At 43.6% G+C, this 15263-nt stretch carries 12 protein-coding genes and 1 pseudogene; 5 read left to right on the top strand and 8 right to left on the bottom strand.

The window, feature by feature from the left end:
* The first annotated feature begins 6 nt into the window (after window positions 1–6).
* Both dprA and ICE94_RS08480 read left to right on the top strand, forming a co-directional pair.
* On the top strand, window positions 7–684 hold the full coding sequence (gene dprA / locus ICE94_RS04245) for a DNA-processing protein DprA (RefSeq protein ID WP_216149189.1): 678 nt from the start codon (window positions 7–9) through the stop codon (window positions 682–684).
* A 120-nt stretch (window positions 685–804) separates the two neighbouring features.
* Window positions 805–3414 (top strand): DNA topoisomerase III, encoded by a 2610-nt coding sequence (locus tag ICE94_RS08480; protein ID WP_216149187.1) that lies wholly within the window; start codon window positions 805–807, stop codon window positions 3412–3414.
* Between the two features lie 50 nt (window positions 3415–3464).
* Here the strand turns inward: ICE94_RS08480 and ICE94_RS08460 are convergent.
* Window positions 3465–4457 (bottom strand): annotated as a pseudogene (locus tag ICE94_RS08460) (FAD-dependent oxidoreductase); the annotation flags it as partial.
* A gap of 66 nt (window positions 4458–4523) precedes the next feature.
* Between ICE94_RS08460 and ICE94_RS04235 the strand changes: the two are divergent.
* Entirely contained in the window at window positions 4524–5450 is a 927-nt protein-coding gene (locus tag ICE94_RS04235) for a M23 family metallopeptidase (RefSeq protein ID WP_255539080.1), read from the top strand.
* Between the two features lie 104 nt (window positions 5451–5554).
* Here ICE94_RS04235 and ICE94_RS04230 read toward each other — a convergent pair whose 3' ends face one another.
* From ICE94_RS04230 to rpmH, 7 genes are read right to left on the bottom strand one after another with little or no spacing between them, the layout of a single operon-like run.
* A complete protein-coding gene (locus ICE94_RS04230; protein WP_216149185.1) occupies window positions 5555–7423 on the bottom strand; it encodes a phosphoenolpyruvate carboxykinase (GTP) in 1869 nt (622 codons plus the stop codon).
* A 57-nt stretch (window positions 7424–7480) separates the two neighbouring features.
* Window positions 7481–8392 (bottom strand): patatin-like phospholipase family protein, encoded by a 912-nt coding sequence (locus ICE94_RS04225; RefSeq protein WP_216149183.1) that lies wholly within the window; start codon window positions 8390–8392, stop codon window positions 7481–7483.
* Window positions 8389–9780 (bottom strand): tRNA uridine-5-carboxymethylaminomethyl(34) synthesis GTPase MnmE, encoded by a 1392-nt coding sequence (mnmE, locus tag ICE94_RS04220; protein WP_216149181.1) that lies wholly within the window; start codon window positions 9778–9780, stop codon window positions 8389–8391. The genes ICE94_RS04225 and mnmE overlap by 4 nt, the downstream gene beginning before the upstream one ends.
* Window positions 9780–11435 (bottom strand): membrane protein insertase YidC, encoded by a 1656-nt coding sequence (gene yidC, locus ICE94_RS04215; RefSeq protein WP_216149179.1) that lies wholly within the window; start codon window positions 11433–11435, stop codon window positions 9780–9782. Before yidC ends, mnmE begins: the two co-directional genes overlap by 1 nt.
* A gap of 48 nt (window positions 11436–11483) precedes the next feature.
* The gene (gene yidD, locus ICE94_RS04210; protein WP_216149177.1) at window positions 11484–11720 is read right to left on the bottom strand and encodes a membrane protein insertion efficiency factor YidD; all 237 of its coding nucleotides are present in this window, start codon (window positions 11718–11720) and stop codon (window positions 11484–11486) included.
* A complete protein-coding gene (locus tag ICE94_RS04205; protein ID WP_216149175.1) occupies window positions 11701–12120 on the bottom strand; it encodes a ribonuclease P protein component in 420 nt (139 codons plus the stop codon). Before ICE94_RS04205 ends, yidD begins: the two co-directional genes overlap by 20 nt.
* Complete coding sequence (gene rpmH, locus ICE94_RS04200; RefSeq protein WP_088812781.1) at window positions 12089–12223, bottom strand: 50S ribosomal protein L34; 135 nt, start codon at window positions 12221–12223, stop codon at window positions 12089–12091. Before rpmH ends, ICE94_RS04205 begins: the two co-directional genes overlap by 32 nt.
* 207 nt (window positions 12224–12430) lie before the next feature.
* Between rpmH and dnaA the strand changes: the two genes are divergently transcribed.
* Window positions 12431–13858, top strand: coding sequence for a chromosomal replication initiator protein DnaA (gene dnaA, locus ICE94_RS04195; RefSeq protein WP_216149173.1), 1428 nt, complete (start codon window positions 12431–12433; stop codon window positions 13856–13858).
* 278 nt (window positions 13859–14136) lie between these two features.
* On the top strand, window positions 14137–15252 hold the full coding sequence (gene dnaN / locus ICE94_RS04190; RefSeq protein WP_216149171.1) for a DNA polymerase III subunit beta: 1116 nt from the start codon (window positions 14137–14139) through the stop codon (window positions 15250–15252).
* Window positions 15253–15263: the final 11 nt, after the last annotated feature.

Here is a 15263-nt window from a genome sequence, read left to right as displayed (position 1 = left end):
TCTTGCATGAGTAATATTTTGACACTGAAACCGACTGATCTGCATTATCCCCCCAAACTATTTGATCTTGCCGATCCTCCAAGTCAAATCTATTACCAGGGAAATATAGAGTTACTGACTAAACCTATTGTGGCCATCGTAGGGTCTCGCAACCCCAGCCATCAAAGTTTGAGCCTCAGCTATTTCTTGGCATATCAATTAGCGAGACGGGGTTTTGTCATTATTTCAGGTCTTGCGAGGGGGGTAGATACTGCAGCTCATACTGGGGCCATGGCTGCAGTCCGTTCAGGCAGCACAGTGGCTGTCTGCGGCACCCCCCTGACGCAAGTCTACCCAAAAGAAAATCTATTTTTTCAAAAAGAGATTTGTAAAAATCACCTATGTATATCTGAATATGCTGCTGATAAAAAGGTCAGGCCAAACTTCTTTGTACAACGCAATCGTTTAATCGCAGCGCTCAGTCAGGCCACCATAGTGACAGAGGCGGCACCAAAATCGGGATCCCTAATTACCGCAGATTTTGCTAATGAATTAGGCCGTGAAGTCATGGCCATACCAGGCGATGTGACCAGAATATCCCACCGAGGCTGCCATTTGCTGATTCAAAACGGCGCAAAATTAGTCCATAGTCTGGAAGATATCCTCGTAGAATTAAAGACTTACAGGCCTTCTATACATCATTAGCGGGTCTTGGTCTCTGTGCTGCCATTGAAAGGACATTCAGAGAAATTTCCTAATTTTTTATTTATCGGTTAATAATGAAAAAAGGAAATGACCCAAAAAAGTGTCTGAAGGAACAAAAAATTGGCAAAAAGTACCGGCTCCACAGATAAATTAAAAGCCCTAATCATTGCAGAAAAACCTTCTGTAGCTGCTGATATTGCACGTGCTTTAGGTGGCTTCACGAAGCATGATGACTATTTTGAAAGCGATGACTATGTCGTGTCATCGGCTGTAGGCCACCTATTAGAAATTGCAGCCCCAGAGCAATATGAAGTTAAACGGGGCAAATGGTCATTTAATCATTTGCCTGTCATACCCCCTCACTTTGACTTAAGGCCGATTGCTAAAACTGAGGCGCGCCTTAAAGTATTAAAAAAACTCATTAAACGTAAAGACATTGATCGATTAATCAATGCATGCGACGCGGGACGCGAAGGTGAGTTGATTTTTAGATTGATTGCCCAATACACGCAAGCTAGCCAAAAAGTACAACGTCTATGGTTGCAATCGATGACACCCGCTGCCATTCGGGATGGCTTTGCTCAGCTACGCCCTGATGAAGAACTCATGAACCTAGCCAATGCCGCACGCTGCCGCTCAGAATCAGATTGGTTGGTTGGTATTAATGGCACTCGTGCCATGACCGCTTTTAATAGTAAGGCGGGTGGGTTTTTCTTAACGACTGTAGGTCGCGTACAAACACCAACACTATCCATTGTCGTCGAGCGAGAAGAGCTCATTAGGAAATTTAACTCCCGTGACTATTGGGAAGTCAGCGCAGAATTCATCTGTGCTGCAGGCATTTATCAAGGCAAGTGGTTTGATCCCAAATTTAAGAAAGATAGCAAAGAGGCGGCTAACGACCCCGAGAAAAAGGAGTCTCGTCTTTGGAGTCAGGCAGCAGCCCAAAGTATTGTGGCGGCCTGCTCTGGTACTGCTGGCAAGGTCAAAGAAGAATCAAAACCTAGCACACAAAGTGCGCCGCATCTGTTTGACTTAACCAGCTTGCAACGAGAAGCGAATGCGCGATTTGGTTTTTCTGCGAAGAACACTCTTGGATTAGCCCAAGCCTTGTATGAAAAACACAAGGTCTTAACGTATCCACGTACTGACTCACGCGCGCTTCCTGAAGATTATTTAGAGACCGTTAAGAGCACACTAGAGGTTTTAGCTGATAGTTCAGACAACTACTACCCCTTTGCTTCACAGATTCTGAATAATCATTGGGTAAAACCTAATAAAAAGATTTTTGATAACAGCAAAATATCGGATCACTTTGCAATCATTCCAACCTTGCAAGCTCCGAAAAACCTATCTGAGCCTGAGCAAAAGTTATACGACCTAGTTGTAAGACGTTTCATGGCTGTTTTCTTCCCAGCTGCCGAGTTCCGCGTAACGACCCGTATCACCGAGGTAAATGGCCATCACTTTAAAACCGAAGGTAAAGTTTTAATTACACCCGGTTGGCTAAGCGTTTACGGCAAGAGCAATCAGGAAGATAAAGAACTGGTGGCCGTTGCTGAAAACGAAAAAGTAGCCACTGAAAAAGTTGAGTTAGTTCCTCTAAAAACCAAGCCTCCCGCACGCTATACCGAAGCAACGCTACTCTCTGCCATGGAAGGTGCTGGGAAGCTTATTGATGATGATGACTATCGTGAAGCGATGTCTGATAAAGGCCTTGGCACACCAGCAACACGCGCGGCAATTATTGAAGGTCTACTTGCTGAAAAATACATTGTTCGAGAAGCGCGTGAACTAATACCGACGGCAAAAGCATTCCAGTTGATGACCTTACTACGAGGTCTTGGCGTTGAAGAATTAACACACCCCGAATTAACGGGTAACTGGGAACACAAACTGGCCCTCATGGAAAAAGGCCAGTTTGATCGAAACTCATTCATGCAAGAAATTGCACAAATGACTCAGCGCATAGTTAAACGTGCCAAAGAATATGACAGCGATACGATCCCTGGTGACTATGCAACACTGAAAACACCCTGCCCACATTGCAAAGGCGTGGTTAAGGAAAACTATCGTCGCTTCTCCTGTGAATCGTGCGGTTTTTCTATTAGTAAGATTCCGGGGGGCAGAGCCTTCGAAACACATGAGGCCGAAGAGCTGCTGGCCAATAAAGAAATCGGCCCATTACAAGGATTTCGCAGCAAGATGGGTCGACCTTTTGCGGCAATCATCAAACTAGTGAGCATTCCTGAGGATGACAAAGACTATCCAAATGCTGGCTATAAATTGGAATTTGATTTCGGTAACAGTGCTGCTGAAGATGAAGAGCCCGCCGACTTCACGGGCCAAGAAGCGGTAGGCGCTTGCCCCAAATGTTCTGGCGCCGTCTACGAACACGGCATGAAATACGTTTGCGAACACAGTACAGGTGCTGCAAAAACGTGTGATTTCTCGACTGGCAAAATTATCTTGCAACAGGAAATTTCTCGTGAGCAAGTCGGTAAGTTATTGCGCGAGAAGAAAACAGATTTGCTCAATAACTTTAAGTCGCTCAGAACTGGAAGAGGCTTTAAGGCCTATCTAGTCTGTGATGAAAAGGGTAAGGTGGGTTTTGAATTCGAGACGCCTGCTAAAAAGCGTGCTGGCGAAAAAGCTGAAACCAAGTCATCGGAAAAGCCCGCAAAGGCTAAGTCCCCGAGTAAAAAACGCGCAGCAAAAAAAGACGCCTGATTTAGCTCCTGCTTTAAATGAGCACTCATTAAGCGCTCTGCTAATGCTGTCCACATCACCGCTCTAGAGCCTAGAGCGGTGATTACATAGAGTCCAGGGTAATTGGGCACCGGCCCTATCACTGGCATGCGATCATGCGCCACACATCGAATCCCCACATATGCATCTTCTATTTCTAGACCAGTAATTGGCCCCAATAGCTTTGTGAACTGCTCTAGATTGGCCTCATGTGAGGCTGGCCAGGGTGACAAATCTTGATTGTGTTCATCATACGTAGAACCGAGAATAAATTTCTGTACCTGATCTTCTTGTTGATAAGGTATGTAATAAAAATCCGATGTCAACGGAACTCTGGGCAGACAAGTTTGTATGCCATCCTTTTTGCGCAGATAACTCAACTGTCCTCGAACTGGTTTTAGTGGATAAGCAAGTTTCAATCCCTCAAGTAATTCCGATGATCCATAGCCGGCACAAATAAATACTCGCTTAGCACGATGAGTTACACCATCAGCCAAGTCTATAGTCCAAACTTTATTGACATACCTGATTGCATTAATTTCTACACCCAAAAGGCGATCTTGATTTGGTAAGTCAGCCAGCGTTTCTTGGGCAGCGCGCTGCAAATTTACATAGCCGCCATCGGCAAACCATGTACCTGTTTGCTCTATGCCAAATTCTGCATATGCCTCGGTTGCCCCATAGGCTAGGGTCTTGCCCGTATCAAAACCTAATGTTTGCAAGTGCTCACTTAGATCTTTTTTCTCTTTAAATCTAGGTCCTGCCAAATGGAAAACACCAGTTTGTTCAAAGTAGCGGCCCCAGACCTCTGGCACTGCGCCAAAGGCAAGCTGGGTCAAGCGCTGTAAACGACTCGCGCCACGACCAATGTAAGGGTGGCACAAAGCATGATGATGGGCGCTAGCACCCTGCGCCAAATCCTGTGCCCGATCCATCAAGAGGATTTTATTTAAGCCATTGTTTTTTAACGACTTTACGGCTGAGGCACCCGCAATTCCAGCGCCAATGACGACGGCATCAAACACTTTTTTACTCGAAAACTCAGGTTGAAAGACTTATAATACGCCTTCGTCTATAAAAACCGATAAAACATGCAGTTAATGTGGGTCTCAGGTCCAACGGGCCGAGTTAGAAAAATTTCCATTACGCTCAGGACTGTGGCCATTGCCATTGCCTGCATGGCTGTATTTTTAATTGCAGTCGGTGGCATTCTGCACTTCGTGGGCTTAAGAATCGCGATTGAAGCAAGGCCTGACATTGCACGTGCGATGGGTGGTGTCTTAACTCAAGCCGAACAGGACAAAATTGAAGAGGGCTACCGTGTACGCCTTCATCAAATTCAAGAAAAGCTTGAAGCAACCGCCAGTGAAATCCTAGAGTTGCAAAAAGCAAAAGACCGCTTTATGGATATGGCCACACCGAGCGCAGTCAAAAATCTTGCGCCCAAAGGGGATGGTAAGGGTGGCCCTCTTAAACTCAACACCAACTCTAAGACTCAAACTCAGGACTTGATTTCAACTTTAGATGCTTCTCTTCAAGATGTTTCTGAGTTCAAGAAAAGTGTTTCTGAAATCACAGACCTATGGCATCGCCAGGCTAACTGGTTAGCTAGTCTGCCAACAGAAATCCCCATTAAAGGTGGTTTTTCATTAACCAGTGGCTTCGGTTTACGTATTGATCCATTTACACAACAAATGGCACGTCATGAGGGTATCGACTTTTCCGCACCAGTAGGCACTCCTATTTTGGCTTCTGCGGGTGGCGTTGTTAGTCGTGCTGGTTGGGATCGACACTATGGCAACGTTGTTGAAATTAATCATGCAGAAGGATTCAAAACTCGCTACGCACACGCTAGCCAACTCATGGTTCGCGTTGGACAAACGGTCAAACGTGGCGATGTGATTGCCAAAGTAGGTAATACCGGTCGCTCAACAGGACCCCACCTACACTATGAAGTAATGCGCGGCGGCGCACATATCAATCCAAGCAATATGTTTCCTAGGCTAGCAGCTAAATAGTTGAATAAAGCCCCGGTTTTTAATCTTTACTTTTGCACAGAATAATAAAAAAGGCCCTAAGGGGCCTTTTTTACATCACTAGCAACTAAGCTTTAGCAGTTCTCTTATGCACTTAGACGCGCTTCCAATGCCTTTTTGGTTTCTACAAGCTCTTTAGGCAAGTGATAAGACAGTTGCTGGAATAGTTCATCGTGCAACTTCATTTCAGCCAACCATGCATCTTTATCTACAGAGGTGACCTTATTAAATTGCTCAGCAGAAAAATCCAAGCCAGTCCAATTGAGGTCCTGATGAGACGGGGTTGTACCAAAAGGATTATTCAAACCACCGGCCTGACCCTCAATGCGCTCTAACATCCAAGCGAGAACGCGCATGTTTTCACCATAACCTGGCCATACAAATTTACCGTTCTCATCCTTACGGAACCAGTTCACACAATAGATCTTTGGTAAATCAGCTCCCTCAGACTCGAGCTTCTTGCCCATATTTAACCAATGTTGGAAGTAGTCGCTCATGTTGTAACCAGCGAATGGCAACATCGCAAATGGATCGCGACGAACCACGCCTTGCTGACCAGCAGCGGCAGCCGTGGTTTCAGAACCCATCGTGGCAGCCATGTAAACACCTTCAATCCAATTGCGCGCTTCAGTCACTAAAGGCACCGTATTGGAACGACGTCCACCAAAGATGAATGCGTCGATAGGCACACCATCAGGATTGTCCCACTCTGGGTCAATCACGGGATTATTCGTTGCTGCTACTGTAAAGCGTGCATTAGGGTGAGAGGCTTTGCGTCCAGCAGCACCATCTGCAGGCGTCCAGTCCTTACCTTGCCAATCAATCAAATGATCAGGCGCTTTATCAGTCATACCTTCCCACCAAACATCACCATCATCTGTGAGGGCGACGTTCGTGAAAATAACATTCTCATTCAAAGAAGCCATACAGTTGGCATTAGTGAGGGTATTAGTTCCTGGAGCAACACCAAAATAGCCCGCCTCTGGGTTAATCGCAAATAAGCGAGTCTTACCCGTCTTAGCATCTTTGCGTGGCTTAATCCAAGCAATATCGTCACCAATCGTTGTTACCTTCCAACCATTGAAACCTTGTGGTGGAATCAACATCGCAAAGTTTGTTTTGCCACAAGCTGAAGGGAAGGCTGCCGCGACATGATATTTTTTGCCAGCAGGCGATGTAACACCCAAGATCAGCATATGTTCGGCAAACCATCCTTGGTCACGGCCCATAGTAGAGGCAATACGCAAAGCAAAGCACTTCTTGCCCAACAAGGCATTGCCGCCGTAGCCAGAACCAAATGACCAAATCTCACGCGTCTCAGGATAATGAACAATATACTTCGTGCTGTTGCATGGCCATGCAACATCTTTCTCACCCGCTTGCAATGGCTTACCAACAGTATGTACACAAGGTACAAACTCGCCATCAGTACCCAAGACATCAAATACACCTTTGCCCATACGTGTCATGATGCGCATATTGATAGCTACATAAGGACTATCAGATAACTCCACACCAATGTGCGCAATAGGCGAACCCAATGGGCCCATAGAGAATGGCACGACATATAAGGTTCTGCCTTTCATGCAACCTGTAAATAGTGGCTGCAAAGTAGCGCGCATTTCTGTGGGGTCCATCCAATTGTTAGTCGGGCCCGCATCTTCTTTTTTCTTAGAACAAATATAGGTGCGATCTTCTACACGTGCCACATCGCTAGGATCTGAACAAGCTAAGTAAGAGTTCTTACGCTTAGCTGGATTAAGTTTTTTCAAAGTTCCCGCTGCCACCATTTGGTCACATAGACGGTTGTACTCCTCTTCTGAGCCATCACACCAATAGATGCTATCTGGCTGAGTCAGGGCGGCAATTTCCGCAACCCACGCAATCAATTTCTCATGCTTGACATAAGACGGCACATTGAGGGCGGCCACACCCTTAATTGTTGGTTGATTCATAGTATGGTTAGTGTGATTGGAATGACGTAAGGATACCACTTTGTAGCCAAATTAGCCTTACACGAGGCTAGTGTCTTCCCTAAGAAAATCCATGAAGATAGGGTCTTTTAACGATTTTTCAGCATCATTTAAACCCTGTTGATAGGTTATTGGCATCAAATGGTAATTGGCGTAATCCCAGCTTGAGATGGGCACCTTCGTTTTGGGCTGAATGTATAAAACATTCAAGTTTTTGATTTTTCTAATAAAAATATCCGGTAAGGGATATCGACGCGTCAACAGAACAATTACTTTATTGTTGCCCACAAGCTTCTCGTCAAAGGTGAGGCCATCGATGGGCACATTGTCAACCAAGCCGCCGTCTAAAACGGCTTGGCCATCACGGACCATGGCAGGCGTAAATGGCGGGGTACATGAGGACTGCAAAATTAACTCGGCTAAATCATCAGGCGTTTTACAGTCTTGCGCCCGGACAAAGCGACGTGTAAAACCCAAAGCCCGACCAAAGCGGGGGTGCAAACTTTTAAATAAATGCTTTTCTAAGTTATAAGCCAACAAGCCGGTTAGAACAGCAAAATGTGCATTCAAATAGGGTGGCGTGATGGCTAAACCAATATGTATTTCAGGTGCCGACTTTAAATGCTCAAAGCCTGGTACCAACATATGCATCAAAGCACCTCTATAAATTGAGTGATGAGGAAATATAGATTCTTTGCTGAAAAGATTTTCCCAATAAACGTTTCTGTTCACACCTTCTAGAGTTTGGCGATAGTAGCCCAAGGCATGCTCAGCACCCTCTCGACCCGGACGGGTAAATAGTAGGCAGGCGGTCGCTGAACCCGCACTAATGGCATAAATCCGGTTAGTGCTTATAGGAGTTATTTCATTTAGGCGATGCCAAAAACCAATTTGCCACCAGCAACGGTTTCCACCACCGGCCAGGACAACTTGACCAATATGCATGCTCATTTACCAATACAAAAAGTACTAAAAATTTTTCCTAATAAATCATCAGGCAAAAACTCGCCCGTGATTGTGCTCAAGGCCTCTTGCGCTAGACGCATCTCTTCTGCTGCTATGTCTATGAATTGAGCCCCTTGCGCTAATTCGGCAAGAGCTTTTTGAATATGCCCTTGAGCCTCATTAAGTGCCTCAATGTGACGCTTACGCGCCATGATGGTACCTTCGGCCTCCGGCTGCCAACCCGCCATTTTCAATAAGTTCTCTTTTAAATGATCGATCCCCTCAGACGTCTTCGCTGAAATAAAAAAGTCCTTGGGGCCCCATTCATCTTCGCTTGTAGCTTGTTTTACATGGGGGTTTTGATCTAACTTATTCCAAATAGTTCTTATAGGCACTCTTTTTTCAAGTCGCCCAACAATCTCTTCCAAGAGCGCTTGATCCGCCACATGACTATCGTCTAATGAAGTCAAATCACGCAAATGTAAAACAACATCGGCTTGTTCAATCGCTTGCCAAGTTCTTTCAATACCAATTGCCTCAACAGCATCGCTTGTGTCACGCAGGCCCGCTGTATCCACAATATTCAGAGGAATACCATTTATTTGTATTGTTTCTTTTAAACGATCCCGTGTCGTTCCCGCCACAGGCGTAACAATAGCCACCTCATCCCCAGCCAAAGCATTCAGTAAAGAGCTTTTCCCCACATTGGGTTGACCTACCAAAACAATCTGTATGCCATCTCTCAAGATAGCGCCTTGTTTAGCCGCCCGCAAAATATCTTTAATCTGGTTTTGAATTTTCTCTAAACGACCAACAACTGCATACTGTTCAATAAAGTCAATTTCTTCTTCGGGAAAATCTAACGTAGCTTCTGTGAGAGCGCGTAATTCAGTAAGCGCATCTAAGAACCCATGTATTTTTTTTGAGAAATCGCCCTTTAATGATTTCACAGCACTCTTGGCTGCCAAACTTGAGCCCGCATCAATTAAATCGGCAATAGCTTCGGCTTGGGCAAGATCCATCTTGCCATTTAAAAAAGCCCTCTCACTGAACTCCCCTGGCTTTGCAAGCCTTAAACCTTGAGACTTACCCAAATATAAACATTCATCTATCAAGAGGTCGAGGGCCGATGAGCTGCCATGACACTGCAACTCCAAAACATCTTCGCCAGTAAATGAGTGTGGTGCAGCAAAGTAAATTGCTAAACCTTCATCAATTGCTTCTTGATGACGATCTTTGAAGGTTAATAAGCTTGCCTGCCGAGGCTTGAGTGCTTGGCCACATATCGCATGAATCAAATCTACAAGATGTGGTCCAGATATTCGAACGATACCTACACTTGCACGACCCCTTGCCGTTGCTAAAGCAATAATGGGGTCGCGCACTACATTCATTAGCTACGTAGTTTTTTAGTGCCAATCATTTTGTTGATTTGCCACTGTTGTGCAATTGACAAGATGTTGTTTACAACCCAATACAAGACCAAGCCCGCGGGGAAGAAAAAGAACATCACCGAAAATGCGATCGGCATAAACATCATCAACTTAGCCTGCAATGGATCTGGTGGCGTTGGGTTGAGCTTTGTTTGAATAAACATCGACACCGCCATGATGATCGGCAAAATGAAATACGGATCTGGCTTTGATAAGTCATGGATCCACAGCACCCAAGGGGCAGCGCGCATTTCAACGGATGCCAATAGCACCCAATATAAAGCAATAAACACAGGGATCTGGATCAAGACCGGGAAACATCCGCCCAATGGATTGATCTTTTCTTTACGATACATCTCCATCATCGCCTGATTAAGCTTTTGTGGATCGCCCTTATATTGCTCTTTGAGGTCAAGCAAACGTGGCTGAACCTCTTTCATACGAGCCATTGATTTATAACTTGCGGCAGACAAGGGGAAGAAGGCGAGCTTAATTAAGATTGTGAGAATCACAATCGCCCAGCCCCAGTTATTCACAAAGGTATGAATTTTTTCAAGCAACCAGAAAATCGGTTTTGCCAATATGGTGAGCCAGCCATAGTCTTTAACTAACTCTAAACCTACCGCTGTTTGTTCTAATAAACGCTCTTCTTGTGGGCCAACAAACAACTTAAGTGTCTGAGTTTGTTCTTGTCCTGGGGCCAGATTTTCAACACGACTTTGAACACCGATACGATATTGATTATTGTCTAACTTACCAACATATAGGTCACGATGGGTTTCGGTACTAGGGACCCAGGCAGTAGCAAAATAATGTTGCACCATGGCCACCCATGTGTTTTGACCTTGAGTTTGGGCTGCAGGTAATTTGGCTTTATTTTTTTCTATTTCTGCAAATTCAATTTTTTGAAATTTTTCGCCATCGGTATATAAAGCAGGGCCAGTAAAGGTACTGTAGAACATGCTTTCTTCAAGCTTAGTCCCGTCCCTAACCAATTCAGCATATAAGCTTGCTTGACCGAGTTGTGGATTATTAGTTTTTATCGTGTGTTTAAGTTCAACAACATATGAGTTCGCCGCTAAAGTAAATGTCTTTTCTAAGCGCACGCCATTTTTTTCTGTCGCCATAACAACAGATTGACCATCTTTACGAATAACACTGTAGTTTTGCGTGTGATTAGGTAACTCAATACCAGAAGGTGTTACTAAGCCAGTTCTCGCAAAATATTGTCTCGTATTGCTTCGATCAAATAAGATGACAGACTTACCTTGATCATCTTGATGCTTGAGTAATTGTGCTTTGGCAACAACACCACCTAAGGTATCAATTTCTAAATCTAGCACTTCATTTTTTAGAGAAACGATTTCACCGGCTCTGTTGCTCAACGCTACTGGTGCACTAGCGTTATTGTTCGCTACCGCTTTAGGTAAATCAGCGTTTGCCGTAGCACTGGATGCACCACCAGCGGCACCAGTTGCATTATTTTGCGGGGCTGTTGCGGCCGGCGTCGCTGGAGAAAATAGGGATGGTTGCCCAGTATGTCTTTGCCATGAGTCAAACAACATGATGGCCGAAATCGTAAAGATGGCCCAAAGCAAGGTCTTTCTGATATCCATTATTTTTTACTTTTTGCTAAAAATTGTTTAAACGTGAATTGTAGTCTTTTAAGTTTTCTTTTCCCTAGACTTTTCGGGTACAGGATCAAGCCCCCCTTTGGCGAAGGGGTTACATCTCAGGATTCTCCAAATGGCCATAAAAAAGCCCTTTAATGCACCATGTTTATCAATAGCCTCTATGGCGTAGTGTGAACATGTTGGATGAAACCGGCATTGTGAACCCCAGAAAGGGCTCAAGGTGAGCTGATAAAAACGAATCAAACCTTTAAGGATTTTTTTTAGCATCAAACGCCTGCCTAACTTCCATGGCCATTTCTTTTTCTTGTTTCTTGAACAACTGGTTCTTTATTTGACCTATTTTTTTATGTAGGCGCACAACGACAGAGCCCCAGAGTTGTTTTTTTTCTTGGGGTTGAGTCCTGTAGGCCTCTCTAATTAAGCGCTTGATTTTATTGCGGTCAACGGCACGCTTTGCCAGCTTTTTAGGAATGGCTAAAGCAAGCCCAACATCACCACTTTGATGAGAGTGAAGTGCTAAATGCGTTTTTTTTAGAGGTTTTTGGGCGAGCGTTTTAGATATCACGCCAGCATCACTCAGGCGACTAGAGCGTGGGAAGCCCTGGCTACCAGTCGCTGAGTTTGTATCTGCGCTATTAAACGGCGAGACGTTTACGTCCTTTGGCACGGCGGGCATTTAAAACATGACGGCCACCTTTGGTTTTCATGCGAACACGAAAGCCATGAGTGCGTTTGCGACGAGTTACGGATGGTTGGTATGTACGTTTCATAGTCTTTTCCTAGGGAACCGCAGATTATGTGTGATTTGGCAGCGTTCGTCAATAGATGTAAATATTAAAAAATATTTTTCAGGGTCTAAGCTGCTGTTTTTTATAAGATTAGCGGTTTTCCACAAGTTATCCACAGCTTATCCACTGACTTATCCTTTGTGGATAACTTTGATTGGAAATTACAATTTCGTCAAATATGAGACAACTATGACAATCACCAATACTGAAAACGTCACTAATAATAAAAGTCTAGAGGGATTTTGGGGATATGTTGAGACAGCCTTTAGTAGAGAGCTAACTCCTCAACAATTTAAAACCTGGATCAAGCCTTTATATGCCATTGCCTATGATAACGACGGCAAGGTTTTGGATTTGGCCGCCCCTAATAGATTCAAGCTAGATTGGGCAAAAACCCAATTTAATCAAAAACTTAACGCATTAGCTGAAGAGTATTTTGAAGCCCCTATACAGCTGAATTGGGTCTTGGATCCGAAGATTAAATTACTCAATTCTGAAAGCTCAAATACAGAAGAAGAGCCGGCTATTGCGCCACAAATAGGCGCAGCGGAAGACTCCGAGCCAAGCACTGATTTACCAAGTATTGGCATTGATAACCGCTCAAGACTCAATCCTAATTTGACCTTTGATAGCTTCGTGACGGGTAAAGCCAACCAACTAGCGCGTGCAGCAGCTATTCAGGTGGCCAATCACCCTGGAACCTCTTACAACCCCATGTATTTATATGGTGGCGTGGGCTTGGGTAAAACACACCTGATTCACGCTATCGGTAACCACCTTCTACAAATAAAGCCTCAGGCCAGAATTCGTTACATCCACGCTGAGCAATATGTTTCTGATGTGGTTAAAGCCTATCAACAAAAATCTTTTGATAAGTTTAAGCAGTACTACCACTCCTTAGATCTTCTGTTGATTGACGATATTCAATTCTTTGCAGGCAAGCCCAGATCTCAAGAAGAGTTCTTCTACGCTTTTGAAGCACTTACTGCAAATAAATCTCAAGTCATCATGACTAGCGATACCTATCCCAAAGAAATCTCTGGCATTGATGATCGCTTGATATCGCGATTTGACTCGGGCTTGACCGTGGCGATTGAGCCACCCGAATTAGAAATGCGGGTGGCTATCCTCATGAAAAAGGCCCTTGCAGAAGGTTTGCCACTCTCTGAGGACGTCGCTTTCTTTGTTGCGAAACACCTGCGCTCCAATGTACGCGAGCTAGAAGGGGCTTTGCGAAAAATCTTGGCCTATGTTCGTTTTCATGGCAAAGAGATTACTATTGAGATCGCCAAAGAAGCTTTAAAAGACCTTTTGTCTGTTCAAAACAGGCAAATTTCTGTTGAGAATATTCAAAAAACGGTGGCTGATTTTTACAACATCAAAGTGGCTGACATGTACTCAAAAAAACGGCCCGCGAATATTGCTAAGCCTCGTCAAATTGCAATGTACATTGCTAAAGAATTAACCCAAAAAAGTCTGCCTGAAATTGGTGAGCTTTTTGGTGGGCGAGATCACACAACGGTATTACATGCGGTACGAAAGATTGCTGAGGAACGTGTTCGAGACAACCAGCTAAATCATGAATTACATGTTCTCGAACAAGCATTAAAAAACTAAGATTAGCCCTGTGTATAACTGTGTAGATAAGTCATGTATAAGTATTTGGATAAGTACTTGAATTAGCTGTGAATAATTTGTGAACAACTTACAAAACTAAATTTTTTAACAAAGTTATTAACATCAATCCACAAGCTATCCAAAGCATATCCACAGGCATTTCTTAGGTGTAAAATACTGATTAATAAATGTTTTTTTGCTTATCCACAGAAAAACGCAAGTCTTACTATTACTACTAGAGATATATATACAACTTAATAAATATAGGAAATAGAACCATGGATCTGGTTAGTGCATCAAGAGACAAATTACTCAAACCATTACAACTTGTCAGTGGCATTGTTGAACGTAGACACACACTACCCATCCTTGCAAATTTACTTCTGAAAAAAAATGGTCAATCTGTTTCTTTGATCTCTACAGATATCGAAATTCAAATTACGACTCATGCAGACTTTGGTGTAGGTAGTGATAACTTCAGCACCACTGTGGGAGCGAGAAAACTAGTAGATATTTTGCGTGCGCTGCCAGAATCAGAACTTAAGCTATCGATGAAAGATAGCAAGATGGTTGTACAAAGCGGCAAGAGTAAATTTACTTTACAAACATTAGCTGCTTCTGAGTTCCCGATGATGTCTGAATCATCAGATATCTTGGCGAAATGGGAAATGTCTCAAAAGTCATTAAAGCAATTGATCAGCCAGGTGTACTTTGCAATGGCGCAACAAGATATTCGTTATTACTTGAACGGTATGTTGTTGGTTGTAGAAGGTAAAACTGTGATTGCCGTTGCTACAGATGGCCATCGTTTAGCGTATAGCCATATCGTTTTAGATAAAGAGCCTACTGGATCAGGAGCTAAACAGGAAGTCATTATTCCAAGAAAAACAATTCTTGAGTTACAACATTTATTAGAAGATTCTGATGAGTCTGTAGCAATTTCTTTATCAAGCAATCAGATTAAATTTAATTTTGGTGATGTAGAACTTCTTTCTAAATTGGTGGAAGGAAAGTTCCCAGATTTCCAAAGGGTTATTCCTAAGGGCCACAAGAACACGCTATCTGTTAGTCGTGAATTACTCCAGTCTGCACTTCAAAGAGCCGCTATTTTGACCAGTGATAAGTTCAAAGGGGTTCGTTGTATTTTGAGTGAAAACTGTTTAACAATTCAGTCAACCAATGCTGAACAGGAAGAAGCACAAGAAGATATTGAAACAGAATACGAAGGTGACAAGATTGATATTGGTTTCAATGTTTCTTATTTGTTAGATGTATTAGCTAATTTGAAGAATGAAACTATTCAAATTAGTTTAGGTGACTCCAATAGTAGTGCTGTGATCACCATACCTAAACAAGATGGTTTCAAGTATGTTGTTATGCCGATGCGCATTTAATTAATCCAAAT

The organism is Polynucleobacter sp. MWH-Loch1C5 (assembly GCF_018881775.1).
In the GTDB taxonomy this organism is placed as follows: Bacteria; Pseudomonadota; Gammaproteobacteria; order Burkholderiales; family Burkholderiaceae; genus Polynucleobacter.
Note: the sequence above shows the minus strand (reverse complement) of the source record. Positions and strands in the feature narration are given on the sequence as shown.